Raw genomic sequence first — 24,720 nt, 5'->3', positions numbered from 1 at the left:
GAAGATCGGCGATAATCTGCCTCGCTATTTATGGGGATGCCAGGATCAGGATGCAGGTCTCAGGAAGCCGATCCACCGACAGTGAGGCCACCGATCATAAGCGTGGGCTGGCCGACACCCACAGGCACCCACTGGCCCGCCTTGCCGCAATTGCCCATCCCCGGGTCGAGGGCCATGTCATTGCCGATACCGCGGATGTGCTTCAGCGCGGTCGCACCATCTCCGATCAGTGTGGCGCCTTTTACGGGCGCGCCGGGTCTGCCGTTTTCCACGCGGTAGGCTTCGGTGCAGGAAAAGACGAATTTGCCGTTTGTGATATCAACCTGGCCGCCGCCGAAGCCAACCGCATATATACCGTCCTTCAGGTCCGCGAGAATATCGGCCGGCTCTGAATCACCGCCCAGCATGTAGGTGTTGGTCATACGTGGCATCGGCGCGTGCGCATAGCTTTCGCGACGTCCGTTGCCCGTGGGTGCCACGCCCATCAGGCGCGCATTCTGGCGGTCCTGCATGTAACCGACCAGAACGCCGTCTTCGATCAGGGTATTCCTGCCGGATGGCGTGCCCTCATCATCTATTGTGATCGAGCCCCGTCGGTCCGGGATTGTTCCGTCATCCAGCACGGTGACTCCGCGACTGGCGATCTGCTGGCCCATCAGACCGGCGAAGGCAGAGGAACCCTTGCGGTTGAAATCACCTTCCAGCCCGTGACCGATGGCCTCGTGCAGCAGGATTCCGGGCCATCCGGGGCCAAGTACAACATCCATGACACCGGCCGGGGCAGGGACAGCGCCCAGGTTCACGACTGCAATGCGCAGGGCCTCACGTGCCTTGGCCTGCCAGTCCGCCGGATCCAGCAACCCGTCCAGTCCCACGCGTCCGCCGCCGCCTGCGGATCCGGCTTCCCGGCGGCCGTTTTCCTCGACGATGACTGACACGTTTACCCTGGTCATCGGACGGGTGTCCCGGAAAGACTGTCCATCAGGCCGCAGAATTTCGATTTCCTGAATGCTTGCCGCAATGTTGGCAGAGACCTGGACGACACGCGGGTCCAGATCGCGGGCAAAGGCGTCAATCTCGCGCAGTGTCTCAACTTTGACCGGGAATGCGGCGCCTGCAATTGGGTCATCGTCGGTGTAAAGGCGCTCGTTGGTTGCGACGGGGGCATCTGCCCATGTGCCGCCACCCTCGCCAACGGCGAGCCGGGCCGTCTCCGCGGCACGTTTCAGGGCCGCCGCCGAGATGTCGGTCGAATGGGCGTATCCTGCAACCTCGCCGCGCACAGCGCGCAGCCCAAACCCCTGACCTGCGTCGTAGTTTGCATTGCGCAGCCGCCCGTCATCAAAAACGAGTGATTCTGAGCGGCGTCTTTCAAAGAACAACTCTCCGTCATCTGCGCCGGCCGTGGCGTCGCGCAGGATGTTCAGAGCCTCCTCGCGGTCCAGCAACTGGTCGAAAGGGGAGAACGGGGCTTCGGTCATTTGGGTAATCCTCTGGATCGGGCACAGAAATCGGCGTTCAGCGTCTGTTTGACGCAAGCATGACACTTTATCTCAGTTACAGAATATGATTGTAAGGTGCGTGAAAACAACGGAGGAGCAGGTGCATAAGCCTGATCTTCCCGACAATGCGCAACAATGATCCACCGATCACCCAGAGATCAGGACAAAAAATGAAGAACCTCCTCACTTTTTCCGGCCTTGCAGCCGGGCTCTCAGCGACGGCCGTTCAGGCACAGGACAATCTCGAGATCATCGGGCGTCCTGTCGACGGCGAGACCGGCTTTCAGCCGGCGGTCACAGAACTTGCGCGCGACATCCACACGCTCGACTGGATGATTCTCGTGATCATCACTGTGATCACGCTGTTTGTCACAGCTCTGATCGCCTGGGTCGCGATCCGCTACAATGCGAAGCGGAACCCGGAGCCTGCGACTTTCACGCACCACACCCCGGTTGAGGTGGCATGGACAGTCGTTCCGATCGTCATTCTGGTGTTTATCGGCGCGTTCTCGCTGCCCGTCCTGTTCAAGCAGCAGGAGATCCCCGAAGCTGACCTGACCATCAAGGTAACAGGATATCAGTGGTACTGGGACTATGAATACGTGGACGAAGGCTTTGAGTTCTCGTCGTACATGATCGGTTCGCCGGCCACGGGGGGTGACAACTCCAAATCACCTGAAACCATCGCGATGCTGGAAGAAGCCGGTTATTCCGAAGAAGAGTTCCTGCTGGCTACTGACACATCAGTCGTTGTTCCTGTGAACAAGACGGTCGTCATGCAGGTCACCGCAGGTGATGTGATCCACTCGTGGACCATCCCCGCCTTTGGTGTAAAGCAGGACGCTGTTCCAGGCCGCCTTGCCGAGCTGTGGTTCAAAGCCGAACAGGAAGGCATTTACTTTGGTCAGTGCTCTGAACTTTGCGGTCTGAACCACGCGTACATGCCCATTACCGTCAAAGTGGTTTCGGAGGAGGCCTATGCGGCCTGGCTTGAAGAGGCCCGGGAAGAATATGCCGGCATCCCGCAGACACGGGTTCTGGCATCCAGATGATCGCGCAGGGCGGCACCCGGTGCCGCCCGTGACACGCGCTGGCTGAGGCAAGGTTATGTCCGACGTAAGTTACAACACGCCGACAGGTGAATATGAAACGCAACTGGGCGACTATTTCGCGCTGCTCAAGCCGCGTGTCATGTCACTCGTTGTGTTCACTGCTCTTGTTGGCCTGCTCGCAGCACCAGTCCCGGTCCACCCGGTTATCGCGTTCTGTTCGATCCTTTTTGTTGCAATCGGTGCCGGAGCCTCCGGCGCGCTGAACATGTGGTGGGACGCTGACATCGACAGTGTGATGCGGCGCACTGCAAAACGCCCGATCCCGTCAGGCCGCGTGCCCGCAGGTGAGGCGCTTTCGCTGGGGCTCGCGCTGTCGGGCCTGTCGGTTATGATGCTTGCGCTGTCGGCAAACCTGCTGGCCGCCGGACTGCTGGCCTTCACGATCTTCTTTTACGCTGTCGTCTATTCCATGTGGCTGAAACGCTCGACGCCTCAGAACATCGTTATCGGTGGCGCGGCAGGGGCCTTTCCGCCGGTAATTGGCTGGGTGATCGCAACGGGCAGCTTCTCCGTTGAGGCCTGGCTGATGTTCGCGTTGATTTTCATGTGGACCCCGCCGCACTTCTGGGCGCTGGCGCTGTTCATGAAGTCCGACTACGACGATGCAAACGTACCTATGCTGACCGTCACGCACGGCCGCAGATCAACGCGGCTGCACATCATCGCCTACACCGTGCTTCTGGCCGTTCTGGCCGTCGGAACAGGTGTTACGGCAATTGGTGGCCCGCTCTATCTGGCAGTGGCCATTGTACTGAACATTATGTTCCTCAAGGGTGCAGTGGATATCTGGCGCCGGCCCGAAGAGGCCGCGATCGCTGATGACTACCGCGTCGAGAAAAAATTCTTTCGCCTCTCGCTCTGGTATCTGTTCGCGCACTTCGGTGCGATCCTCGCCGAAGCAGCCCTGCGTCCATTTGGTCTGGGAGGCTGGTAACTCATGTCGCTGAGACAGGAACACGAAATCCATACGCGCCGCAAAGGGCGCAACGTCGGTGTTGGCCTCATGCTGGCCGGCTTTGTTGTGCTTGTGCTCGCCCTGACCTTTACCAAGGTGACAAGCGGCGATTTTGAACTTCCCAAAGCAGAGGAATTACGCTGATGGCCCTGACCGGTCCTGCCAGAACAGTTGCCCAGACGGTGGGCGTTGTCGTGCTCATGGGTGGCCTGGCCTGGGCGTCGGTGCCGTTCTATGACTGGTTCTGTCGTGTGACAGGCTTCGGGGGCGTCACAGGCGTGTCGGACGTCGCACCCGAAGACGTGCTCGACCAGACGATCAAAGTGCGTTTTGACGGGTCACTCAACAATTACATGGCCTGGGAATTCAAACCTGTCGTGCGCGAAATGGAAGTCCGCATCGGCGAAACCGGCCTGGCCTTTTACGAGGCCTATAACCCCACAGACCGGCCGATCGCGGGATCGGCCAGCTATAACGTCACGCCCTATCAGGCTGGCGGTTTCTTCAACAAGATCCAGTGTTTCTGTTTTGAAGAGCAAGTGCTGCAACCCGGAGAACGGGTCCAGATGCCTGTCACATTCTATGTTGACCCGGAAATCGTTGATGACCGCGATGGTAAGCATATCCACACGATCACGCTGTCATATACATTCTATGAAATTGACCTTCCCGAAGGCTATGCTTCGGTGGAGGATGCCACGACCAACTCAGACACAAGTCTGAACTGACCAACATAAGGTAAGGGACGCAACCATGGCCCATGAAAAGAATCACGACTATCACATTCTGAACCCCTCTATCTGGCCGTTCCTGGGCGCGCTGGCCGGGTTCGTCATGCTCTTCGGCGCTGTGCTGTGGATGCAGGACATCACGCCCTTCCTCTTCTGGGGTGGCTTTGTCGCGGTGCTCTACGTGATGTTTGGCTGGTGGTCTGAGGTCGTCACTGAAAGCAAGATCGGTGATCACACACCGGTGGTGCGCATCGGTCTGCGGTATGGCTTCATCCTGTTCATCATGTCCGAAGTAATGTTCTTTGCCGCATGGTTCTGGGCCTTCTTCAAGGATGGCATCTATCCGATGAGCGAATACATGGGCACCGAATATGTGCGCCCGGAAATCTATCATGTAGACGCCTTTCACCTGCCGCTGATCAACACGCTGGTACTGCTGCTTTCGGGCTGCGCTGTCACCTGGGCGCACCACGCGCTGGTCCATGGCGGGCCGCGCAAGGACCTTATCAACGGTCTGGGCATTGCGGTGGTTCTGGGCGTGCTCTTCACGTTCCTGCAGGGCTATGAATACAGCTACCTGCTCTACAAGGGCTGGGAATTCGGTGGTGATACGTTCTTCTCCGCATTCTTTATGGCGACGGGTTTCCACGGCGCGCACGTGATCATCGGCACCATCTTCCTGGCAGTGTGCTGGGTCCGGGCGATGAAGGGCCACTTTACCGAAGAAAAGCATGTGGGCTTTGAGGCCGCGGCCTGGTACTGGCACTTTGTTGACGTTGTGTGGCTGTTCCTCTTCTTTGCCGTCTACATCTGGGGCGTGGCACAGATGCCTGGCGCGCACTGATCGCGAACAAAATCACTGAGACCAAAGCGCGCGGCCTCCGCGCGTTTTTCTTTGGACCGGAGTGGTCATGGGAAGACTGGCTTTTTTCATCATCTTCGGCCTCGGCGGCGCGGCAATCCTGATCAGCCTGGGTGTCTGGCAGGTACAGCGCCTGAGCTGGAAAGAAGGTCTGCTCGCAGAGATCGAACTGCGGATTGCGGCAGACCCCGTGCCCCTGCCGGCAATGCCCGATCCGGCGCGGGATGCCTATCTGCCTGTGGAGGCGACAGGCAGTCTGGGGGCAGGATACATCAGGGTGCTGGTGTCTCAGAAAGGTGCCGGCGCAGGTTACCGGATTATCCGGCCGATGCTGCGCGATGATGGCAACATCCTTGTTGACATGGGATTTGTCCGTGTGGCTGACGCGGATGCGCTCAGGTTTGAAGAGGGCCCGCCGCTGACAATAACCGGCAATCTCCAGTGGCCGCAGGAAACCGACAGCTACACTCCCGACCCTGACATCGCCGGTAACATCTGGTTTGCCCGTGACGTGGACGCGATGGCAGAGGAGCTTGGCACGCGCCCGGTTCTGATTGTGCGCCGCGACCCGCCAGATGTGCCGGGACCTGTCATGCCTTTTCCGGTAGACACGGGCGAAATTCCGAACGACCACTTGCAATATGCGGTCACCTGGTTCTCTCTGGCCGCGATCTGGTCTGTGATGACGTTCTTCTTCCTGCGCCGCGGTACCGCGGCCAACAAAAGCTGAAAAAGATGCGATACATATCTACCCGCGGAACCGCGCCCGTTCTGAATTTTGAAGAGGCGATGCTCACAGGCCTTGCGCGGGATGGCGGTCTGTATGTTCCCGAGACGATTCCCGCGATGAGCCGCGACGATATCGCGGCGCTGGCCGGACTGAGCTATGAAGAGACAGCTTACCGTGTGATGCGCCCCTTTGTGGGCGACGTGTTCACGGATACCGAATTCCGCGAGATCATCGGACGTGCCTATGACGGCTTTGGCCATGCCGCCCGCGCGCCCCTGAAACAGCTGGCACCCGACCACTTCCTGCTGGAGCTTTTCCACGGCCCGACGCTTGCCTTCAAAGATTTCGCCATGCAGCTGATCGGCCAGATGTTCCAGACTGCGCTGGGCCGCAAGGGAGAACGCGTCACCATTGTCGGGGCCACCTCGGGAGATACAGGTTCGGCTGCGATCGAGGCCTTCCGCGGGCTGGACAATGTCGATGTGTTCGTAATGTACCCCCACGGCCGCATATCTGAGGTCCAGCGCCGCCAGATGACGACGCCACAGGAATCCAACGTTCATGCACTTGCCGTAGACGGCGATTTTGATGACTGCCAGGCCCGCCTGAAGGATATGTTCAATGATTTTGAATTCCGTGATGGCGTCCGCCTGGCGGGCGTGAATTCGATCAACTGGGGCCGCGTACTGGCGCAGATCGTCTATTATTTTTCTTCAGCGGTCTCCCTTGGCGCACCGCACCGCCCGGTGAGCTTTACGGTACCTACCGGCAACTTCGGGGATATCTTTGCAGGCTATATTGCCAGGCGTATGGGTCTGCCGGTTGACCGGCTGGTAGTCGCCACCAATCAGAACGACATTCTGCACCGCTGTCTGAGCGGGCAGGGGTATCACAAGGGAGAAACCGTTCCGTCGATCAGTCCATCGATGGATATTCAGGTGAGTTCCAACTTTGAACGCGCTCTGTTCGATGCCTACGACAGAGAGGCCCCCGCGATTGTCCGGCTGATGGATGAGCTTAAGGATGGCGGGTTCGATGTCAGCCAGGGTGCAATGCAGGTGCTGCAGTCACATTACCAGTCCGGGCGTGCGTCTGAGGCAGAAACCTCGGCCACGATTGCGGCCGAGCTTGCCGCCAGTGGCGAGTTGCTCTGCCCGCATTCTGCGGTCGGTGTGAAGGTCGCCGCAGAGGCACGAATTTCGGGTACGCCGATGATCACGCTGGCTACGGCGCATCCCGCAAAGTTCCCGGCAGCGGTCGAGAAAGCCTCGGGCGTTCACCCGCCCTTGCCTGCCCGTATGGCTGACCTGTATGAACGCTCCGAACGGGTGAGCAGGGTGCCCAACGATCTGGGCGCGCTGAAAGAACACATCAGGGAGAACCTGTCCGCGTGACATTGCAACAGCACCAGCTGCCGAATGGCTTTCGTATTGTAACCGAGCAAATGCCGGGGCTAGAATCTGCCTCTGTGGGCGTCTGGGTCACCGCCGGTGCACGGAACGAAGCACCGCACCAGAACGGCATTGCGCATTTTCTTGAGCATATGGCTTTCAAGGGCACCAAAAGGCGCACGGCGCTGCAGATTGCAGAAACGATAGAGGACGCAGGGGGGTACATCAACGCCTATACCAGTCGTGAAGTGACCGCCTATTACGCACGTGTGCTGCGCAATGACGTAGGCCTTGCGCTGGATGTGATTGCGGACATTCTGCTGAACCCCACGCTGGAGCCTTCGGAGATCGAGGTGGAACGCGGCGTGATCCTGCAGGAGATCGGCCAGACGCTGGATACGCCGGACGACGTGATCTTTGACTGGCTGCAGGAAGAGGCCTATCCGGATCACCCGATGGGGCGCACCATTCTGGGCCCGGCAGAACGTGTTTCAGCGTTCAGTCGCGAAGACCTTCAGGCGTTTATTACAGACCACTACGGCCCGGGCCAGATGATCCTTGCGGCGGCTGGTGCCGTCGATCATGACGAAATTATCAGGCTGGCGGAAGACCTCTTCGGTGGTATGCAGGCAAAGGCCCCGGCTGCTCCCTCGGTTGCGCAGTTTGCGGGCGGCGAGCGGCGCAGGTCCCGCGACCTTGAACAGGCACATTTTGCACTGGCTTTTGAAAGCCCGGGCTATCGCGAAGACGCGATCTATACGGCGCAGATCTACGCTTCTGCTCTGGGCGGCGGCATGTCGAGCCGGCTGTTTCAGGAGATCCGCGAGAACCGCGGCCTGTGTTATTCAATTTTTGCGCAGGCCGGCGCCTATGCCGATACCGGCATGACCACGATTTATGCCGGCACCAGTGCAGCTCAGCTGCCAGAGCTTGCCACAATCACAATCGACGAGATGAAACGCGCCGCCGGGGACATGTCGCCGGCGGAAGTTGCACGCGCGCGCGCTCAGATGAAGGCGGGCCTGCTGATGGGGCTTGAAAGCCCGTCGAACCGCGCGGAACGTCTGGCGCGTCTTGTCCAGATCTGGGGACGGGTACCGCCGCTGGAAGAGACCGTTGCGATGATAGATGCCGTAACCACAGGCGATGTGCGCGAATTTGCCGAGAAGATGGCGACAGGGGCTCTCGCGGCCCTTGCCCTCTACGGACCTGTTGACGCCGCACCGACGCTCGAGGAACTGCAGGCTCGTCGGGCCGCCTGATGCTGCGCGGATTTCGCAAACTGCGGATTGAAACAGAGCGCATGACTCTGCGGCCGCCGATCCATTCGGATTTCAGACCATGGTCCAAGCTTCGTGCGCAGAGCGTTGACTATCTGACGCCGTGGGAGCCGGCATGGGCGGACGATCACCTCTCGCGAAAAGCTTTTACCAACCGTGTTTACTGGGCGCAGCGATCCGTATCCGGCGGGACCGCGCTGCCGCTTTTTCTGATCCGCAGGTCAGATGAGGCTCTGCTTGGGGCCATCACACTTGATAATATACGACGCGGTCCGGCACAGTCTGGCACGCTGGGCTACTGGACGGGAGAGCCCTTTGCACGGCGTGGGTTTATGCGCGAGGCGATCACCGCTGTGGTACATCATGCATTCACGCGGCTTGATCTCAGCAGGATCGAGGCAGCCTGCCTGCCGGAAAATGCCGCTTCGCGTGGCCTGCTGGAGACGTCCGGCTTCAAATATGAAGGCGTGGCGCAGAGCTATCTGCAGATCAATGACCGGTGGCGGACGCATGTACTGTACGCGGCATTGCGCAGCGACCGGCGTGGTAAGGTCCCGCAGGCCGAACGCGCCTGATCCGGCGGAGCGGCTGCGCCGCATTTCCTTTCCCTGGATTTTCCGGCGGAAAATCGCCTGAGCCGCAGGCAGAACGCTCAGATTTCTGCGTGGTTTCTGTGCGATGGTTGCAGGATCAGTCGCCACCAGGCGTCTCTTTGCTGAAAAACCGGCACAGCGCGCTATACTTCTGGAAAGAGGGAGGTGCATGCGATGCTGCGAATTCTGACCACTATGATGCTGCTGTCCTGTGCGACGACAATACAGGCGCAGGTCAGTGAGCGGACGCCGAGCCATTGTATCGCGCTTGCCGAAAAGACACCGGGTATTGAATACATCGTGCCTGCAGCGCTGGGGCCGGTGGATGAGGAAACCGTACGGATTCACTACATCACCCACGCCAGTTTTCTGGTGCGCAGCCATGGTGGCCTGAATATGGTCACCGATTACACCGGATACACCGGCACGCTGCCACTGATACCGGACGTGGTCACGATGAACCACGCACATGATACGCACTGGACGGCCTTTCCGGATCCGGCCATTCCGCACGTATTGCCCGGGTGGGGTGAGTTCGGACAAGGGATCGACCATCGCCTTGACCTGGGCGAGGTGCTGATACGCAACGTATCGACGGACATCCGGTCACAGTTTTCCGGGATCGAAAAAGAGGGAAATTCGATTTTCATCTTTGAGCTGGCCGGTCTGTGCGTCGGCCATCTGGGGCATCTGCATCACGAACCGGATGCGGAGCAATACGCGGCAATCGGGCGGCTGGATATCGTAATGGCGCCTGTCGACGGCGGGTTTACGCTGGATCTGCCGACGATGACGCGTGTGCTCAAGCGTCTGCGCTCTTCGGTGGTCATCCCGATGCACTGGTTCTCTCTTTTTGCGCTGGACGAATTTCTGGCAGGCATGTCTGACGAGTTCGCCGTCGTCGAGGTTGGCGGGCCCTCCCTCGAGATGTCGCTGGACCGCCTGCCGTCGCGACCCACGATTATGGTGCTGCGACCGGCTTTCCTGAGCGAACCCTAGAGCGCTCTTGCATCCTGTGCTGTGGCAGGGGATCAAGGGCCATGACACTGAATTCTGCCGATACCGCATTTGAAAATCTGCTGGCCACGCTCTTGCCCGAGCAGGTTCTGAGGCGTTCCGAGCCCCGTTACCTTGAAGAGCCGCGCGGCACATTTACCGGGCGCGAGACGCTCGTTGCCCGACCGGGCTCTACCGAAGAAACCGCTCTGATCGTCAGGCAGGCAGCCGAGCACCGCGTGCCCGTCATGCCGTATGGCGGTGGTACAGGTCTTGTGGGCGGTCAGATATCGCCCGATGGGCCGTTGCCGCTTATCCTGTCGCTGGAGCGGATGGACAAAGTGCGCGCTGTGCACCCCGAAGAAAACGTGATGATCTGCGAGGCCGGCGTCGTTCTGGCAGATGTACAAAAGACGGCAGCCGAAGCCGGCCGGCTCTTTCCTCTGTCGCTCGCGGCGGAAGGAACTGCGCGGATCGGCGGGAATCTCGCGACGAACGCTGGTGGCACTGCGGTGCTGCGGTATGGCAACACGCGGGATCTCTGCCTTGGTCTCGAAGCAGTTTTGCCGGACGGGCAGATATGGCACGGGCTGCGACGGCTGCGCAAAGACAACACCGGGTACGATCTGCGAAATCTGCTGATCGGATCCGAAGGAACGCTGGGAGTGATCACCGCGGCGTCGCTGAAGCTTTTCCCGCAGCCTGCCGGTACGGGCACCGCCATTTTTGTGACGGATACTCCCACCACTGCCCTGAGCCTGCTCGCGCTGGCGCGTGATCGTCTGGGTGATCTTGTCACCGCATTTGAACTGATCTCCGGACGGGCATTCGGGTTTCTGGCGGAAGAGCTGCCACAGGTCCGTCAGCCTTTCTCTCAGGCGCCGGACTGGTCGGTGCTGATCGAGATCGGAACCGTGCAGGGCATGTCACCAGATGAGGCTCTGGCCGGTCTTTTTGAGGCAGCGCTTGATGCAGGTCTCGTCAACGATGGCGTGATTGCACAGAATGCCCGTGAAGCTGATGATTTCTGGGCCGTGCGCGAGAACATCCCCATTGCCAACAAAAAAGTGGGGGCGATTGTTTCCAGCGACGTATCATTGCCTCTGAGCGCCATCCCGTCGTTTATCTCAGAGGGCGAAGGGCGCATTGCCGCGATCGGTGAGTTCCGGATCAACTGCTTTGGTCATCTTGGCGACGGCAATCTGCATTATAATATTTTCCCGATGCCCGGACGGACAAAGCAGGAGCACCTGAACCAGCGCGCAGACCTGCAGCGGGCCATCCATGATCTGGTGCACGAATTTGACGGATCATTCAGTGCAGAACACGGTGTCGGGCGGCTCAAAGTCGGTGACCTTGAAAGGTACGGCGACCCGGCAAAGCTGTCGGCGATGCGTGCCATCAAATCAGCCCTTGATCCTGTGGGCATCATGAATCCCGGCGCTGTTCTCAGAGCCTGAGACGGTCAGCTGTCTGCAGGGACAGTCCGTCTGAATATCACAAGTGCGGGCAGGCAGAGCAGAAATACTGCGCAACCGGTCCAGTATGCCATTGTCACGTCGCCTGCGCGGTCGGCAATTGCGCCGGTAATGCCCGGGGCGGACATCATGAGCGCATAGTAGATCGTGAAAAAAACTCCCATGCCGAAGGCGCGGACCGCCGGTGGAAGAGCCTGCCCCGGCATGGTCATGACAGGTCCGGCGGCGAGGCCCATAAACAGGCCGGCTGCTCCATAAACAACTGTCGCGCTCTCAGTGGGTGTCCATATCAGCAGAGGCATGGCGGCTGCAGAGAACACAATGCTTGCAAAGATGACCGCATCCCGGTTGCGGAGCCAGTCGGACAGGATGCCGCCCAGGGGGACGCCGACACCTACCATCAGAATGTAAACGCCGATAACGGAACTCGCAGAGGTTGCGGACATGGCCTGTTGTGCGAGCACGAGGGTCCCAAAGCCGAACACCATAGAAAGACCGACGTTGTAGAGCCCCCAGATCAGCGCCGCGCAGATCAGTGGCACCCAGTGTGCAGGCATCGCGGCAGTGTTCGCCGCAGGCGTGTCGCCAGCCGGCGGGCTTTCATAGACCAGCGCAAGCGCGATAAGTGACACAGTAATTGTGCCGATCAGTCCCGCCCAGGCGAGTGTCAGACCGCCTGCGACCGCAAGTGGTGGCAGCATCAGCAGGGCAACCGCAATCCCGAAGGGCCATGTGCTGATGAGCACGCCCATTGCGGTGCCGATCTCATACCCTGTGAACCAGTCAATCACCATCTTGGTCATAATGACGTTGATGATCACGCCGCCGATCCCGGACAGGGCCCGGCCGAGGGCCAGCAGCCACCACCCTTCGGCAGACACCATCAGCAATGCGCCGGCAATCATCAGTATTAGGCTGATCACCGTCACCCGTCTGTCGCCGAACCGGGCTGCGAGAGACCCACCGGGAATGGCCACGAAGATACCGGCACCGAGAAAAAGGCCGATGAGGATACCGATGTCGGCGATGCCGAGGGCAAAGCGCTCTGACAGCTGCGGGGCCAGCGCTGCAACTGACTGGAACTGAAACGCCATGCAGGTGCGGGCCAGACAGAGGACGGCAAGGACCGACCAGCGTTTATTCATGTGTATCCCCGTCGTTTTGTCTGTCACAGGCCGTCGAATGTGCAGAGCGCGTGAACTTCCACGCCCATTGCCTCAAGTTTTGTGCGGCCGCCCAGGTCAGGCAGATCGATAATGAAGGCCGTCGAGACGATCTGGCCACCCAGCCTTTCAATCAGCCGGATACCTGCCTCGGCCGTGCCACCGGTTGCCAGAAGGTCGTCGACGACGAGGATCTTCTCTCCGGCTTCGATGGCATCGTCGTGAATTTCCACGATCGCTTCTCCGTATTCCAGTTTGTAATCCTGGCTGATTGTTGTACCGGGCAGTTTGCCTTTCTTGCGGATCGGCACGAAACCAACGGAAAGCTGGTGCGCGATAGCGCCACCCAGAATAAAGCCCCGTGCCTCCAGGCCCACGACCTTGTCGATTTCCATGCCCGCGTAGGGATGCAGCATCTGGTCGATCGCCATGCGGAACCCGCGCGGATCGGCGAAGAGCGTCGTCACATCGCGGAACATGATGCCCTCGTGCGGAAAGTCGACGATTGTGCGGATGTAATCCTTGACTGTTTTCATGATCTTTCTTTCAGGTAGCGCGGCGCAGGGTGGCCGTCATGACCCCCATTCCGATCAGGGCAGTGCCGCCGGCGCGGGTGATCCATGTCAGCACCAAAGGCCGGGCGATCAGTCTGCGCAGACGGTCGGCCATCAGCGCGTAGGCAAGGGCGTTCAGTGCTGCAAGACCGACGAAGGTCGAGACAAGGATGATGAACTGCGGCAGCAGAGCCGCTTCGGTGGAGATAAACTGAGGCACAAAGGCGATAAAAAAGGCGACAGATTTGGGATTAAGCGCCGTGACCGCCGCCGTGTGGCCAAAGACGCCCCGGGCCGTGACATTCTGTGCAGGCGTCAGACCTTCGGTCGGCGCAGACCGGATCAGCTTTATGCCCATCCAGACCAGATAGACAGCGCCGGCCCATTTCAGCAGCGTAAACGCAGTGGCGGAGGCAAGTACCAGAGCACCAAGCCCCAGAAGCGACGCGGTCATGGCGATCAGATCGCCGGTTGCAACGCCAGCTGCCGAAGCGACGGCCACAGACCGCCCCCGGGAAAGCGCGTAACTCAGCACGAGCAGAACCGTAGGTCCCGGGATCAGTAACAGGGCGACCGAGGCGGCGACGAAGGTCAGCCAGAGATCAAATGGCACGGGTCTTGTCCTTTCTGTGGGCGGATCAGATCACCCGGCCTGCAACGGCGTCGAGTTTCGCCATAATCGCAGGGTCACGTGCGTGGGGTTGTGTCAGGATTGCGAACTCGAGGGCCCGGTCGCAGCCGTGCGGGCAGGGCGCACGGTCTGTGCCCAGAAGAGCCGGCAGGCGGCGCACCAGGTCGCGCCCCTTGTCAGCGTTGCCCATCAGCGTGCGGATGATCTCTGTCACGTCAACTTCTCCGTGGTCCGGATGCCAGCTGTCGTAGTCGGTGATCATCGCCACAGAGGCATAACAGAGCTCAGCTTCGCGGGCGAGCTTGGCTTCGGGCATATTCGTCATGCCGATGACATCGGCGCCCCAGCTTTCGCGGTACATTTTCGATTCTGCCAGCGTGGAAAACTGCGGCCCCTCTATGGCCAGATACGTCCCGCCCATATGCACGGTTATCCCGGCATCCTTTGCGGCATGCTCGCAGGCTTCGCCCAGTCGCGGGCAGGTCGGATGCGCGACCGAAACATGTGCCACACAGCCTTTACCGAAGAAGCTTTTGTCGCGTGCAAAGGTCCGGTCAATGAACTGGTCGACGATCACGAAATCGCCGGGCGCCATTTCCTCGCGGAAGGATCCGCAGGCCGACACGGAAATCACATCCGTTACGCCCAGACGTTTAAGGGCATCAATATTCGCGCGATAGGGGACTGTCGTGGGCGAATGCACATGGCCACGCCCGTGCCGCGGCAGAAAAACCATGTCCACACCATTCAGTGTCCCGGTCAGCAGGGCGTCGGATGGTGCGCCCCAGGGCGTGTCGATCGTTTCCCACGTGGTGTTTTCAAGACCGTCAATGTCATAAAGGCCCGAGCCGCCAATAACGGCGATCTTTGTACTGGTCATTCATGGAATCCTTCTGCCCGACGCAGGCCAGCTTACCCTGGCCTGCGTATTTGAAAAGCGCTGACTGCATCTGATCACGGGGTGTTTTGCAAATCGCAAAGTAAGCGCACGCATCCTACTCGCGGCGGATGATCCCGGTGATCGCAGCAGCACCCAGAGCTGTGACAATCCAGCCGGCAGCAGCGAGAAAAAAGGAGGCACGCCAGAGCCAGACGCCCCAGGGGCCGCGACCCGACGAGGGTCCCCAGTTTGCGGTCTGACCGAAATCGATAATCGGGATGACCAGATCCGCGCCCCAGGCGAATGCATTGAACCGGGGGTAATCGCGCCCGGGTGGCGGGCGCGTCTGACCGTCAGCCTGAACAACCGGCACGCGTGACCAGACCTGCGCAGGGTTGGCTGTTCCGCTGTCGGAGAGGGCAAGCCAGATCTCCGAGCTGTTTGCCGCTTCTGCCGTAGGGACAAAAGATCCCTCGCGCCATGTCATCTGGGCAAGAAGGATGGCCACTGCCACGAGGGTCGCCAGCATCCACATGCTGCGGAACGGGCGATACCCATACCCGACGGCGCGGCGCAGCAACAGATCAACGAGATACCGCCGCAGGTTGCTGGCGTCCCGCGACAGGCTGAGAAAAGCGGTGTTCCATGTGCCATCGTATTCGGTGATGCGCGTCCGGTCGCGCACGTTTTTCATGATCAGGCGATCGCGCTCAGCAAGGATCAGCCGCGAGTCCCGGTCGTGACCCCGTTCGCGCAGTACCTTGGCGAGTTGTGTGAAGGGCTGCGGCAGAAAGTTCTCCTGTTCAATACTGCCTTTGCGCAGCCATTCGATGAAAATCCCCGGCGGGATCGATGGCCCTGTCATACGGTCGTAGGTGAATCCGTCCAGATCGAACCGATCCGACGAGGGCCAGCTGTCCATATCACTGTTGAGGTCGTGAACCAGATCACCCACATGCGCTGCAGTCAGACTGACCCGGCCGCGCCCGAGGCGGATCGCTTTCCAGTGGAAGCCCTCGGCAACATTCATACGCACCAGGCGAACGGCAGAACTTTGCAGGTCGTCGTCGCCGGCATCAAAGCTGGCACCATCGAACACAAGCCGCCCGCCGACGGTTGCCCCGGACAGGCTGAACATGCCCCTTGCTTCGACACCTGCACAGTTCAGATCGGCGCGCACCGTGACATCCTGGGCTTTGAACGCATATGCGGCACTGTCCCCGTCAAAATGAGCATTTTCGCAGGACATCTGACCGTTGATTACGGCTCCGTTCAGCGAAACCCGCCCGCGCGCCCGGATTTCGCTCAGGGTCAGGCCCCCGGCGATTTCGGCATTTTTCGCGTTGAGCGCCAGGTGCTCCCGCGGGGCGATATCCGCGGCCTGACAGTCCAGCCGCCCGCCGATCCGCGCCGCAAAAAGGTTGATCCCGCCAGTGTCAGTAACCCGGCGCAGAATGACATCATTTGCGACACAGAGCCCGTGCCCGTTCAGCCCCGAGAGGTGACTGCCATCAAGGCGCAGATTCTGCATCCGCGCCTGAAAGACGCTCAGCAGCCTGTCAAACCTGCAGTTCTGCAGGCTGAGTGAACCATGCGCCTGCTCTGTTGCCAGATTAAGTTTACCGGAAATAAAGGCCCCATGCAGGTCAACGCCCGAACCGGCGACCGGATTAACCTCGCAACCGCCGACGATAAGATACCGCAGCACCTCGGCGCGGATAAACTGCTCATGCTGCACGCTGCCCGAACCGGGCAGGCTGCTGTCGCCAAGCCGGCAGGGTTCTCCCGCGCGGCAGGCCGCCAGCAGCTGAATCTCGCCCGGCGTCAGCGGGCGCAGGGTGTCGAGATCAGCGTCAGATCGAATTGTGGGCATGTCGCGTTTCCGTTTTGTGGCAGCTTAGCGGACACGCGGAGATTGAAAAGAGCATTGAAACCACATTGAGTGGCAATGCGCAACAGCACCTCCAGCGCAGAGACGCAGGGTCGCGGCAACGCTGAAAAAACATGCGCACCCGGATATTCACGCGAAATTAACCATGTTGCCCGAGGTACGAACCGGCAGGCGGGGTTTCCATTCTGTCACAAAGGGTCTAGGCAGCGCGCAACCCGGGACCTTGCTTCCGGCATTCCCGCACGACCTGACAGTACAGGAGCCTTTCATGGCGAAAACGACGTTTCGTGAGTTTACCAGAAACCTTGATGTGACCGATCTGCGCTGGGCGCCCAAAGACGGGCTGACACCGGCGCGGCTGCGCATTGAGCTTCTGTCGGGGCTGACTGTCGCGCTGGCGCTCGTCCCGGAGGCGGTGGCATTTGCCTTTGTGGCAGGGGTTCACCCGCTGGTGGGGCTTTATGCGGCGTTTCTTGTTGGTCTGATCACGGCGCTCTTCGGGGGACGTCCGGGCATGATTTCCGGTGCGACAGGCGCGCTGGCGGTGGTTATGGTGGCTCTGGTGGCAGAGCACGGCGTCGAATACCTCTTTGCCACTGTGGTTCTGATGGGGATTCTGCAGATTTTCGCGGGCGTGATGCAGTGGGGTAAGTTTATCCGGCTGGTGCCGCACCCGGTGATGCTGGGGTTTGTGAACGGGCTGGCGATCGTGATTTTCCTCGCGCAGCTCGGGCAGTTCAAAGTGCCCGGAAGCATGGAGAATACCGGGCACGGTATGGGCGGGGGGGAATGGCTTACCGGCCCGCCGCTTTACCTGATGCTGGCGCTGGTGGCGGTGACCATGGCAATCATCTGGGTCATGCCGCGGGTAACCCGGGCCATTCCGGCGCCACTCGCTGGCATTGGCATTGTTGCAGCCATAGTTATTGCATTTGGCCTCGATGTGCCGCGGGTCGGTGATCTGGCCTCCATTCAGGGCGGCCTGCCCGCGCTGCATATTCCGATGGTGCCGCTGAACTGGGAAACTTTTGAGATTATCCTGCCCTATGCGGTGATCCTGGCCGCCATCGGCCTGATCGAAAGTTTGCTGACCCTGAACCTTGTGGGCGACATGACCAACGAGCGGGGCGGCGCCAGCCAGGAGTGTATTGCACAGGGTGTCGCAAACACAGTCACCGGCTTTTTCGGCGGTATGGGTGGCTGCGCGATGATCGGTCAGTCGATGATCAATGTGAAATCCGGCGGCCGGACGCGGGTCGCAGGGATCGCTGCGGCCGTTTTCCTGCTTCTTTTTATTCTCGTGGGCTCTTCGGTCATTGAGCTCATACCGCTGGCGGCGCTGGTCGGTGTGATGTTCATGGTGGTGATCGGAACCTTTGCGTGGAATTCGCTCACCATCCTGAGAAAAGTGCCGCTGACAGACGCCTTTGTTATCCTGCTGGTGACGGTTGTGACCGTGCTGGAAGACCTTGCCGTAGCTGTTGTGGTTGGCGTCATAGTCAGTGCTCTGGCATATGCCTGGAACAACGCCCGGCGAATTCATGCGAAAACGCGTGACTCGCATACCGAAAAGGGTGCCAAGGTCTATGAAATCCAGGGGCCGCTCTTTTTCGGGTCATCGGACGGTTTTATGGAGCTTTTCGATGTCGCCGGTGATCCGGACACGGTCATTGTCGATTTTGCCGACAGCCGTGTTGTCGACCAGTCCGCACTTCAGGCCATTGAGGCGATTGCGGAGAAATACGAAACTGCTGGCAAAACGCTGATGCTGCGGCATCTGAGCCGGGACTGTCACCGTCTGCTGAACAAAGCCGGACAGCTGATGGTCGACAGCGATGATGACCCCGATTATGCGCTTGCCGTCGACTACTCGGTGCGCACCGGCAGGCTGGGCGGCCACTGACGGCGTACGGCGCCCCTGCCCGGGGGCAGAACGCCCCGCCCACCGTCCCGCAGCATCGCTTCAGTAGATGCGAAAACTCGCCACAAAGGGCAGGTGGTCCGAGACGTTCCGGCGGAACTTTTCGCGCCCCATATCCATGGTCCAGTGCATCGGGAAAAGCCGCAGGCTGCCTTTGATATAATCGGTAGAATAGTTCCGGCTGACGGCAAAGCCGTCGAGCAGATTTGCGCGGCCTTTCTCGAGAATGTGTGAGAACCTGTCCTGAAGATCCCAGCTGGAGACGAAGTCCATTGTGTCGTCCCCGCCCAGGTGATGGAAGTTGGAGACGTCCTGGCCCGGGATCATATTGAAATCACCCATCAGGAAAATTGCGCGCCGTTTGGTGCCAGGTGTCCGGTGGACTTCGGCAATATACTCTCCAATGACGCGGCACTGGCTGTCCCGCATTTTCTGCTCGTCGCGGTCCCGGCCGGATTTCAGGTGCACACCGATAACGATGGCCTTGAGTTTGCCCACCTTGACATCAACTGCAAAAGCCTGCCGTCCCCGGGCGTAATCGCCCTCAGAGCCCGGGATGAAACGTGGATTTGTGACCTCTATGCCGGGTTTATGCAGAAAACCGATGTGAATATTGCCGCTTTGCTGCGGCAGGAGTGTGTGACTGTACTCAACACCGTATTCAGCCAGTTTCGCGACCAGCGTTTCAATGTAACTGGCAGGTGAAACTTCGACGAGAGTAACAAACTCTGCATCCAGCAGTGCCAGACCTTCGGCCTGGTTGGCAGCTTTCTGCGATCTGCCCGAGATGCCCACCGGCCGCCCCGGGCGGGAAAAACCCGCCAGATTCCAGACCGCGGCACGGATAATTGAATGATTGAATGCGACCATGAATGCCCCCTTTGAAAAATCCCTGAGGGCAGCCTAGCACAGCTTTGGGTAGAAACGAGTGTATTCAGCGTACGCTGTCAGTCGTCAGGCCGCGCCAGTTCGAAAACCTCGCGTACGACTGTGTAGTCACGGTAGCCCATGCGCGACAGGGGCTGGAAGGTGGTTACATCAAATCGTCCGTTGACCAGCGCATCGTCGCGGATGTGCACGCCTGTCACCTCACCGAAAACGACGAAGTTTGCCTCGCCCTCGAGTCGGACGATCTGCGTCATGCGGCATTCAAGCGATGCCGGTGCGGCTGCGACGCGGGCGCAGTCTATGGATGTGCAGTCTGCGCGCGCCACGCCCGCATGCGCAAACTCGTCGACCTCACGCGGGAGTGTCGCCGAGGAGACATTCATGACATCGCGCATCGCGTATTCCACGATGTTTACGCAGAAAACGCCCGTCTCCCGGATATTCGCCACAGTATCCTTGGTGTCGCCACGATCTTCTTTTGCGGCAGTCGAGGCGAACATAACCTGCGGGGGTACATAAGCCACAGCATTGAAAAAGGAGTAGGGTGCGAGGTTGTTGCTGCCATCTGCGCCACGGGTGGAGATCCAGCCGATCGGACGGGGAGAGACGATCGCGTTAAAGGGGTTGTGCGGCAGGCCGTGGCCGTCTTCGGGGCGATAAAACATGATGCACTCCTCTTGGTTTGCAGCCCCCATAACGCATGTGCTACGTCCGGGCCAGTTGAAACCCATGGATCCGGGGCCTGCGTTTTCCGTGTATATACTGACTGTTGAAACCGCGCAGGACTATCATGAGGTTGAGGCACTCTTTGACACCTGTTTCGCGCCGGGCCGGGAGGCGTTGTCGTCGTACCGTCTGCGCGATGATGTCGCGCCGGTGACACAGCTGTCACAGGTGGCACGGGACGCCGACGGTATCCTGTCCGGAGCAATACGTTACTGGCCGGTATCTGTGGCGGAAAGATCTGCCCTGCTGCTGGGGCCCGTCGCGGTGCACCCGACGCGTCAGGGGGAGGGCCTCGCGGGGCGTCTGATCCGCGACTCCCTCGCGCTCGCGGCGGATCAGGGATGGGAACGGGTAATGCTCGTCGGTGACGCACCCTATTATGGCCGGTTCGGGTTTGAACGCCTCTCTTCTGTTGCGATGCCGCCGCCGACGAACCCCGACAGGGTTCTGGGCCGTGCGCTGATCCCGGGCGCGTGGGACGGGGTGTCCGGCCGTGTCACCCGTCGGTCGGGTGATTGATTTATCGTCTTTGCTCCCCATTTTGTTAACAGAAAGGGATGTGCATGGATCTGATCGAGGGCAGGGCGTCACCGCCGGATACCGAGGCTGAACTCAAGGTGCTGGCCGACAGATACCGCAATGCGGGTGGTGCAGGAATTGACCTGCTGAATCTGCTCGGCGGGCAGGCAGAGAGTATGCTTGACCGGTTGCCAGGACCTGTTCGCAGCGGGCTGGACGAAGCCACAGCGCGGGCATTGCGCGAAGCGACCAAAGCCGCACACTACAGCCGTGGCGTTGTCGGCGACCAGAAAAGCTGGCTCAACTCCGCGGCCGGGGCGGCTATGGGCGCTGTAGGCGGCATGGGAGGTCTGCCGACAGCGCTGGCGGAGCTGCCTGTAACAACGACACTGCTGCTGCGCGTGATCCAGGGTGTTGCGGCAGAATACGGCTTTGACCCCGATGAAGAGAACGTCCGGTTTGACTGTATTGCTGTGTTCTCGGCCGCCGGACCGCTGAGCGACGATGATGGCGCCGACCTTGCATTTATTTCTGCCCGCGTGGCTTTGACCGGTCCGGCGGTCAAAGGCATCATTGCCCGCGTTGCACCGCGCCTTGCTACCGTGCTGGGTCAGAAACTTGCGGCTCAGGCCGTGCCCGTCCTGGGGGCCGTGGCCGGGGCTGCCACGAACTATGCTTACACCAGCTATTACCAGGAAATGGCGCATGTGCACTTCGGACTGCGGCGCCTTGCGATAGAAGCTGACGTGCCGCTGGATGATCTGACCGACCGGTTGCGTATTGTGTTGTCGAACCCGAATGATGACGTCACCAACCGGCACCGCAGGCCTGACTAGGCGCAACAGCGGGATATAACCCGAAGTTCTTGGCAAAACACCGTTTTTCGGGCAATATACAGGCGGGAGCAGACAACCGGGTACGACATCCGGGCCAAAAAACGCGTTAGCGCACGATGATAAAACAACTGCCCATATCCGTATCCGGGGCACGGAAAGACGACGTCAGGTCGCAGTTCGCTGCACTGTGTTACCGGATCGAAAAGAAAAAGATTCGTATTCTGCTGATCACTTCGCGGGGTACGCGGCGCTGGATTGTGCCAAAAGGCTGGCCGGTTCATGGGCAGACACCTGCTGAAACCGCGGCGATGGAAGCCTGGGAAGAGGCTGGCGTGCGCGGTCGTTCGGACGGACGGTGCCTGGGGATTTATTCATACAGTAAGGATACTGAAGAGGCGGGTGAATTTCCCTGTCTGGGCATGATCTTTCCGGTCGAGGTGACGGCAATTGCCGATGACTACCCCGAAGCCGGCCAGCGCGAACGCCGCTGGGTCTCGCGCAAGAAGGCCGCACAGATGGTTGATGAACCCGAACTGGCGCGCATATTGCTCGATTTCGATCCGCGCGTCTGAGATGCAGCGGTCTTGACCCGGAGGGCGGGCTGTACCATCTCATCAGGAGACGAAGCGGAGATTGTACCTGAATGATCAGCTACACCCTGAAATGTGACAACGATCACCGGTTTGACAGCTGGTTCCAGTCGGCCGAGGCTTTTGACAGGCTGGTCGGTGCCGGTCACCTCACCTGTGCCGAGTGCGGGTCAGCTTCGGTAAGCAAAGCGATGATGGCGCCCCGCGTTTCGACGTCTGAGGTGACCGAGGTGCAGTCGCTGCAGACGCCGGCCAGCGACACCGAACGCAAGCTGGCCGAGCTGCGCCGGCATGTTGAGGAGAATGCCGATTACGTCGGTGGAAAATTCGCCGAGGAAGCGCGGTCCATGTATCTGGGGGCAACCCCGGAGCGCGCGATCTACGGCGAGGCAAACGGCGAAGAGGCGAAGAAGCTGATCGAGGATGGTATCCCGGTCGCACCGCTGCCTTTCCTGCCCGGACGAAAGGCAAACTGACACAATGACAGTGGTTATCACAGGTACCAGCCGCGGCATCGGTGCCGGGCTGGCAGAGGCTTTCGCTGCGCGCGGCGAGACGGTTATCGGCACCACCCGTGACGGTCAGTGGCCGCTGGATGTGACGGACCCGGCGTCTCAGGCGGCCTTTGCCGCGTCACTGGAGCAGCAGCCGGTGGACCTGTTGGTGTGCAATGCCGGCGTCTACCTCGACAAAGGACATACACTGCAGGATGGCTACGGACCGGAGCTCTGGGCACAGAGTTTTGCCGCGAATGTGACGGGCGTTTTCCTGACTGTCCGCGGGCTCTTGTCGAACCTGCGGGCCGCACAGGCGCCGAAGATAGCGATTATCTCTTCGCAGATGGCCTCCAGCGAACGGGCCCCGGGTGGTAGCTATATTTATCGCGCCTCCAAAGCTGCGGTGCTGAACCTTGGTCGCAACCTGGCACAGGACCTCAAACCAGAGAGCATTGCCGTCGGTATTTATCACCCGGGCTGGGTGCGTACCGATATGGGGGGTGCGGGCGGCGACATCAGTGTGGATGAAGCGGTGTCAGGCCTTGTTGATCGCTTTGACGGGCTGAGCATCGGCACAACAGGGTGTTTTGAAACATGGGATGGACGTCCACACCCGTTCTGACCTGCTCCCGCGTGACGCTGTTCAGCAGGGTTGTGCAAAACTGGCAGGACGCGGGCCTGCGTCTCTTGTGATCCCGCGTCCTTGCGCGTAAACCCCCCCTCGGACGAGATGAGGGACGAGGGCAATGCCTGTTCTGGTAATGAAATTCGGCGGCACGTCCGTTGCAACACTGGACCGGATCCGACGGGCGGCAAAGCGCGTCGGTGTCGAGGTGGCCAAGGGCTATGACGTGATCGTCATCGTCTCTGCCATGTCCGGCAAGACCAACGAACTGGTTGGCTGGGTTAACGAGACCTCTCCGCTGTATGACGCGCGCGAATACGATGCCGTTGTGTCTTCGGGAGAAAACGTGACCGCGGGTCTCATGGCGCTGACCCTGCAGGAGATGGATGTTCCTGCGCGCAGCTGGCAGGGCTGGCAGGTGCCGGTAAAAACCACATCGGCGCACAGCCAGGCGCGGATCGAAGAGATTCCGACCGACAACATAACGGCCAAGTTTGGCGAGGGTATGAAAGTTGCCGTCGTCGCCGGGTTTCAGGGGGTCAGCCCCGAGGGCCGTATTACGACGCTGGGGCGTGGCGGCTCGGACACCACGGCTGTGGCGTTTGCTGCTGCGTTCGGCGCTGAGCGGTGCGATATCTATACGGATGTGGATGGTGTCTACACGACAGACCCGCGTGTAGAGGCCAAGGCCCGCAAGCTGGACCGCATCGCCTTTGAGGAAATGCTTGAGCTGGCCTCGCTGGGGGCCAAGGTGCTGCAGACCCGCTCTGTCGAGCTGGCGATGCGCTATAAAGTCAAGCTGCGGGTTCTGAGCAGCTTCGAAGAACAGTCAGACGAGGCCGGCACGCTGGTGTGCGACGAGGAGGAAATCATGGAAAGCAATGTTGTTGCAGGTGTCGCATTCAGCCGCGACGAGGCCAAGATGACCCTGGTCAGCGTCGCGGATCGCCCCGGGATTGCGGCAAGCATCTTTACGGCCCTGAGTGAGGGCGGTGTGAACGTGGACATGATCGTACAGAACATCTCTGAGGAAGGCCGTACCGATATGACCTGGTCGTGCCCCACTGATCAGGTGATGCGCGCGCAGAAAGCTGTTGAGGCGGCAAAAGAGAACGGTGTGATCAACTATCAGGAAGTGATCGCCGACACAGACGTGGCGAAAGTCAGCGTTGTGGGGATCGGGATGCGCAGCCATACCGGTGTGGCCGCAAAGATGTTTCAGGTGATGAGTGCCGAAGGCATCAACATCAAGGTCATTACGACATCAGAGATCAAGATTTCTGTGCTCATTGACCGGAAATACATGGAACTCGCCGTACAGGCACTGCATGATGCCTTCGACCTCGACAAGGCGGCCTGATCACATCTG

26 protein-coding genes are annotated in these 24,720 nt (G+C 60.0%); 18 read left to right on the top strand and 8 right to left on the bottom strand.

From position 1 onward, the window contains the following. Positions 1 to 59: 59 nt before the first annotated feature. Entirely contained in the window at positions 60 to 1,481 is a 1,422-nt protein-coding gene (tldD, locus tag Q0792_RS16100; protein ID WP_298843048.1) for a metalloprotease TldD, read from the bottom strand. Positions 1,482 to 1,672: 191 nt separating this feature from the next. Here tldD and coxB point away from each other — a divergent pair, with 191 nt between their 5' ends. From coxB to Q0792_RS16045, 11 genes are all read left to right on the top strand, one after another. Beyond that, positions 1,673 to 2,554, top strand: a complete 882-nt coding sequence (gene coxB, locus Q0792_RS16095; protein ID WP_298843047.1) for a cytochrome c oxidase subunit II — start codon at positions 1,673 to 1,675, stop codon at positions 2,552 to 2,554. Between the two features lie 55 nt (positions 2,555 to 2,609). Then, entirely contained in the window at positions 2,610 to 3,548 is a 939-nt protein-coding gene (cyoE, locus tag Q0792_RS16090; RefSeq protein ID WP_298843045.1) for a heme o synthase, read from the top strand. Between the two features lie 3 nt (positions 3,549 to 3,551). Further along, positions 3,552 to 3,713 carry a cytochrome C oxidase assembly protein gene (locus Q0792_RS16085; RefSeq protein WP_298843043.1) on the top strand — a complete coding sequence of 54 codons (162 nt, stop codon included), beginning with the start codon at positions 3,552 to 3,554 and terminating at the stop codon, positions 3,711 to 3,713. Further along, positions 3,713 to 4,297: a cytochrome c oxidase assembly protein gene (locus tag Q0792_RS16080; protein ID WP_298843039.1), complete on the top strand. Its 585-nt coding sequence runs from the start codon at positions 3,713 to 3,715 to the stop codon at positions 4,295 to 4,297. The genes Q0792_RS16085 and Q0792_RS16080 overlap by 1 nt, the downstream gene beginning before the upstream one ends. A gap of 25 nt (positions 4,298 to 4,322) precedes the next feature. Further along, positions 4,323 to 5,144: a cytochrome c oxidase subunit 3 gene (locus Q0792_RS16075; protein WP_298843038.1), complete on the top strand. Its 822-nt coding sequence runs from the start codon at positions 4,323 to 4,325 to the stop codon at positions 5,142 to 5,144. Positions 5,145 to 5,211: 67 nt separating this feature from the next. Continuing rightward, positions 5,212 to 5,892 (top strand): SURF1 family protein, encoded by a 681-nt coding sequence (locus Q0792_RS16070; protein WP_298843036.1) that lies wholly within the window; start codon positions 5,212 to 5,214, stop codon positions 5,890 to 5,892. A 5-nt stretch (positions 5,893 to 5,897) separates the two neighbouring features. Continuing rightward, positions 5,898 to 7,286: a threonine synthase gene (gene thrC / locus Q0792_RS16065; protein ID WP_298843035.1), complete on the top strand. Its 1,389-nt coding sequence runs from the start codon at positions 5,898 to 5,900 to the stop codon at positions 7,284 to 7,286. Further along, entirely contained in the window at positions 7,283 to 8,545 is a 1,263-nt protein-coding gene (locus Q0792_RS16060) for a pitrilysin family protein (protein ID WP_298843033.1), read from the top strand. The genes thrC and Q0792_RS16060 overlap by 4 nt, the downstream gene beginning before the upstream one ends. Further along, positions 8,545 to 9,138: a GNAT family protein gene (locus Q0792_RS16055; protein WP_298843031.1), complete on the top strand. Its 594-nt coding sequence runs from the start codon at positions 8,545 to 8,547 to the stop codon at positions 9,136 to 9,138. Before Q0792_RS16060 ends, Q0792_RS16055 begins: the two co-directional genes overlap by 1 nt. Before the next feature lie 192 nt (positions 9,139 to 9,330). Then, a complete protein-coding gene (locus Q0792_RS16050; RefSeq protein WP_298843029.1) occupies positions 9,331 to 10,155 on the top strand; it encodes an MBL fold metallo-hydrolase in 825 nt (274 codons plus the stop codon). Positions 10,156 to 10,196: 41 nt separating this feature from the next. Next, positions 10,197 to 11,612 (top strand): FAD-binding oxidoreductase, encoded by a 1,416-nt coding sequence (locus tag Q0792_RS16045; RefSeq protein WP_298843027.1) that lies wholly within the window; start codon positions 10,197 to 10,199, stop codon positions 11,610 to 11,612. 5 nt (positions 11,613 to 11,617) lie between these two features. Here the strand turns inward: Q0792_RS16045 and Q0792_RS16040 are convergent, their stop codons facing one another. The 5 genes from Q0792_RS16040 to Q0792_RS16020 form a co-directional block, all read right to left on the bottom strand. Next, positions 11,618 to 12,775 carry a CynX/NimT family MFS transporter gene (locus tag Q0792_RS16040; RefSeq protein WP_298843025.1) on the bottom strand — a complete coding sequence of 386 codons (1,158 nt, stop codon included), beginning with the start codon at positions 12,773 to 12,775 and terminating at the stop codon, positions 11,618 to 11,620. Positions 12,776 to 12,798: 23 nt separating this feature from the next. Next, complete coding sequence (locus tag Q0792_RS16035) at positions 12,799 to 13,329, bottom strand: adenine phosphoribosyltransferase (RefSeq protein WP_298843024.1); 531 nt, start codon at positions 13,327 to 13,329, stop codon at positions 12,799 to 12,801. 10 nt (positions 13,330 to 13,339) lie between these two features. Beyond that, entirely contained in the window at positions 13,340 to 13,960 is a 621-nt protein-coding gene (locus Q0792_RS16030) for a LysE family translocator (protein ID WP_298843022.1), read from the bottom strand. A gap of 25 nt (positions 13,961 to 13,985) precedes the next feature. Next, positions 13,986 to 14,858, bottom strand: coding sequence for an S-methyl-5'-thioadenosine phosphorylase (locus Q0792_RS16025; RefSeq protein WP_298843021.1), 873 nt, complete (start codon positions 14,856 to 14,858; stop codon positions 13,986 to 13,988). Between the two features lie 115 nt (positions 14,859 to 14,973). Further along, the gene (locus tag Q0792_RS16020) at positions 14,974 to 16,731 is read right to left on the bottom strand and encodes a hypothetical protein (protein ID WP_298843019.1); all 1,758 of its coding nucleotides are present in this window, start codon (positions 16,729 to 16,731) and stop codon (positions 14,974 to 14,976) included. 286 nt (positions 16,732 to 17,017) lie between these two features. Between Q0792_RS16020 and Q0792_RS16015 the strand changes: the two genes are divergently transcribed. Next, complete coding sequence (locus Q0792_RS16015) at positions 17,018 to 18,652, top strand: SulP family inorganic anion transporter (protein WP_298843017.1); 1,635 nt, start codon at positions 17,018 to 17,020, stop codon at positions 18,650 to 18,652. Positions 18,653 to 18,712: 60 nt separating this feature from the next. Here the strand turns inward: Q0792_RS16015 and Q0792_RS16010 are convergent, their stop codons facing one another. Both Q0792_RS16010 and Q0792_RS16005 read right to left on the bottom strand, forming a co-directional pair. Then, complete coding sequence (locus Q0792_RS16010) at positions 18,713 to 19,540, bottom strand: GMP synthase (RefSeq protein ID WP_298843015.1); 828 nt, start codon at positions 19,538 to 19,540, stop codon at positions 18,713 to 18,715. A gap of 77 nt (positions 19,541 to 19,617) precedes the next feature. Then, the gene (locus Q0792_RS16005) at positions 19,618 to 20,223 is read right to left on the bottom strand and encodes a flavin reductase family protein (RefSeq protein ID WP_298843013.1); all 606 of its coding nucleotides are present in this window, start codon (positions 20,221 to 20,223) and stop codon (positions 19,618 to 19,620) included. Positions 20,224 to 20,287: 64 nt separating this feature from the next. On the opposite strand from Q0792_RS16005, the gene Q0792_RS16000 reads away from it, so the two are divergent. The 6 genes from Q0792_RS16000 to Q0792_RS15975 all read left to right on the top strand — a co-directional run bounded on the left by Q0792_RS16000 (position 20,288) and on the right by Q0792_RS15975 (position 24,711). Then, positions 20,288 to 20,803, top strand: a complete 516-nt coding sequence (locus tag Q0792_RS16000; RefSeq protein ID WP_298843835.1) for a GNAT family N-acetyltransferase — start codon at positions 20,288 to 20,290, stop codon at positions 20,801 to 20,803. 44 nt (positions 20,804 to 20,847) lie between these two features. After that, positions 20,848 to 21,639: an EcsC family protein gene (locus tag Q0792_RS15995; RefSeq protein ID WP_298843011.1), complete on the top strand. Its 792-nt coding sequence runs from the start codon at positions 20,848 to 20,850 to the stop codon at positions 21,637 to 21,639. Between the two features lie 116 nt (positions 21,640 to 21,755). Then, positions 21,756 to 22,211, top strand: coding sequence for an NUDIX hydrolase (locus Q0792_RS15990; protein WP_298843009.1), 456 nt, complete (start codon positions 21,756 to 21,758; stop codon positions 22,209 to 22,211). 71 nt (positions 22,212 to 22,282) lie between these two features. Further along, positions 22,283 to 22,705, top strand: a complete 423-nt coding sequence (locus tag Q0792_RS15985) for a DUF1178 family protein (RefSeq protein WP_298843006.1) — start codon at positions 22,283 to 22,285, stop codon at positions 22,703 to 22,705. A 4-nt stretch (positions 22,706 to 22,709) separates the two neighbouring features. After that, entirely contained in the window at positions 22,710 to 23,348 is a 639-nt protein-coding gene (locus tag Q0792_RS15980) for an SDR family NAD(P)-dependent oxidoreductase (protein WP_298843003.1), read from the top strand. A gap of 124 nt (positions 23,349 to 23,472) precedes the next feature. Further along, on the top strand, positions 23,473 to 24,711 hold the full coding sequence (locus Q0792_RS15975; RefSeq protein ID WP_298843000.1) for an aspartate kinase: 1,239 nt from the start codon (positions 23,473 to 23,475) through the stop codon (positions 24,709 to 24,711). The last annotated feature ends 9 nt before the right edge of the window (positions 24,712 to 24,720 follow it).

Source organism: uncultured Roseobacter sp., assembly GCF_947495025.1.
Taxonomy (GTDB): domain Bacteria; phylum Pseudomonadota; class Alphaproteobacteria; order Rhodobacterales; family Rhodobacteraceae; genus Roseobacter.
The sequence above is the reverse complement of the archived record's forward strand: the minus strand, read 5'-3'. Positions and strand labels throughout refer to the sequence as shown.

Excerpts from the sequence above, each read along its gene's own strand:
- tldD (WP_298843048.1), bottom strand. The coding sequence starts at position 1,481 with ATGACCGAAGCCCCGTTCTCCCCTTTCGACCAGTTGCTGGACCGCGAG.
- coxB (WP_298843047.1), top strand. The coding sequence starts at position 1,673 with ATGAAGAACCTCCTCACTTTTTCCGGCCTTGCAGCCGGGCTCTCAGCG.
- cyoE (WP_298843045.1), top strand. The coding sequence starts at position 2,610 with ATGTCCGACGTAAGTTACAACACGCCGACAGGTGAATATGAAACGCAA.
- Q0792_RS16085 (WP_298843043.1), top strand. The coding sequence starts at position 3,552 with ATGTCGCTGAGACAGGAACACGAAATCCATACGCGCCGCAAAGGGCGC.
- Q0792_RS16080 (WP_298843039.1), top strand. The coding sequence starts at position 3,713 with ATGGCCCTGACCGGTCCTGCCAGAACAGTTGCCCAGACGGTGGGCGTT.
- Q0792_RS16075 (WP_298843038.1), top strand. The coding sequence starts at position 4,323 with ATGGCCCATGAAAAGAATCACGACTATCACATTCTGAACCCCTCTATC.
- Q0792_RS16070 (WP_298843036.1), top strand. The coding sequence starts at position 5,212 with ATGGGAAGACTGGCTTTTTTCATCATCTTCGGCCTCGGCGGCGCGGCA.
- thrC (WP_298843035.1), top strand. The coding sequence starts at position 5,898 with ATGCGATACATATCTACCCGCGGAACCGCGCCCGTTCTGAATTTTGAA.
- Q0792_RS16055 (WP_298843031.1), top strand. The coding sequence starts at position 8,545 with ATGCTGCGCGGATTTCGCAAACTGCGGATTGAAACAGAGCGCATGACT.
- Q0792_RS16050 (WP_298843029.1), top strand. The coding sequence starts at position 9,331 with ATGCTGCGAATTCTGACCACTATGATGCTGCTGTCCTGTGCGACGACA.
- Q0792_RS16045 (WP_298843027.1), top strand. The coding sequence starts at position 10,197 with ATGACACTGAATTCTGCCGATACCGCATTTGAAAATCTGCTGGCCACG.
- Q0792_RS16040 (WP_298843025.1), bottom strand. The coding sequence starts at position 12,775 with ATGAATAAACGCTGGTCGGTCCTTGCCGTCCTCTGTCTGGCCCGCACC.
- Q0792_RS16035 (WP_298843024.1), bottom strand. The coding sequence starts at position 13,329 with ATGAAAACAGTCAAGGATTACATCCGCACAATCGTCGACTTTCCGCAC.
- Q0792_RS16025 (WP_298843021.1), bottom strand. The coding sequence starts at position 14,858 with ATGACCAGTACAAAGATCGCCGTTATTGGCGGCTCGGGCCTTTATGAC.
- Q0792_RS16020 (WP_298843019.1), bottom strand. The coding sequence starts at position 16,731 with ATGCCCACAATTCGATCTGACGCTGATCTCGACACCCTGCGCCCGCTG.
- Q0792_RS16015 (WP_298843017.1), top strand. The coding sequence starts at position 17,018 with ATGGCGAAAACGACGTTTCGTGAGTTTACCAGAAACCTTGATGTGACC.
- Q0792_RS16010 (WP_298843015.1), bottom strand. The coding sequence starts at position 19,540 with ATGGTCGCATTCAATCATTCAATTATCCGTGCCGCGGTCTGGAATCTG.
- Q0792_RS16005 (WP_298843013.1), bottom strand. The coding sequence starts at position 20,223 with ATGTTTTATCGCCCCGAAGACGGCCACGGCCTGCCGCACAACCCCTTT.
- Q0792_RS16000 (WP_298843835.1), top strand. The coding sequence starts at position 20,288 with ATGGATCCGGGGCCTGCGTTTTCCGTGTATATACTGACTGTTGAAACC.
- Q0792_RS15995 (WP_298843011.1), top strand. The coding sequence starts at position 20,848 with ATGGATCTGATCGAGGGCAGGGCGTCACCGCCGGATACCGAGGCTGAA.
- Q0792_RS15990 (WP_298843009.1), top strand. The coding sequence starts at position 21,756 with ATGATAAAACAACTGCCCATATCCGTATCCGGGGCACGGAAAGACGAC.
- Q0792_RS15985 (WP_298843006.1), top strand. The coding sequence starts at position 22,283 with ATGATCAGCTACACCCTGAAATGTGACAACGATCACCGGTTTGACAGC.
- Q0792_RS15980 (WP_298843003.1), top strand. The coding sequence starts at position 22,710 with ATGACAGTGGTTATCACAGGTACCAGCCGCGGCATCGGTGCCGGGCTG.
- Q0792_RS15975 (WP_298843000.1), top strand. The coding sequence starts at position 23,473 with ATGCCTGTTCTGGTAATGAAATTCGGCGGCACGTCCGTTGCAACACTG.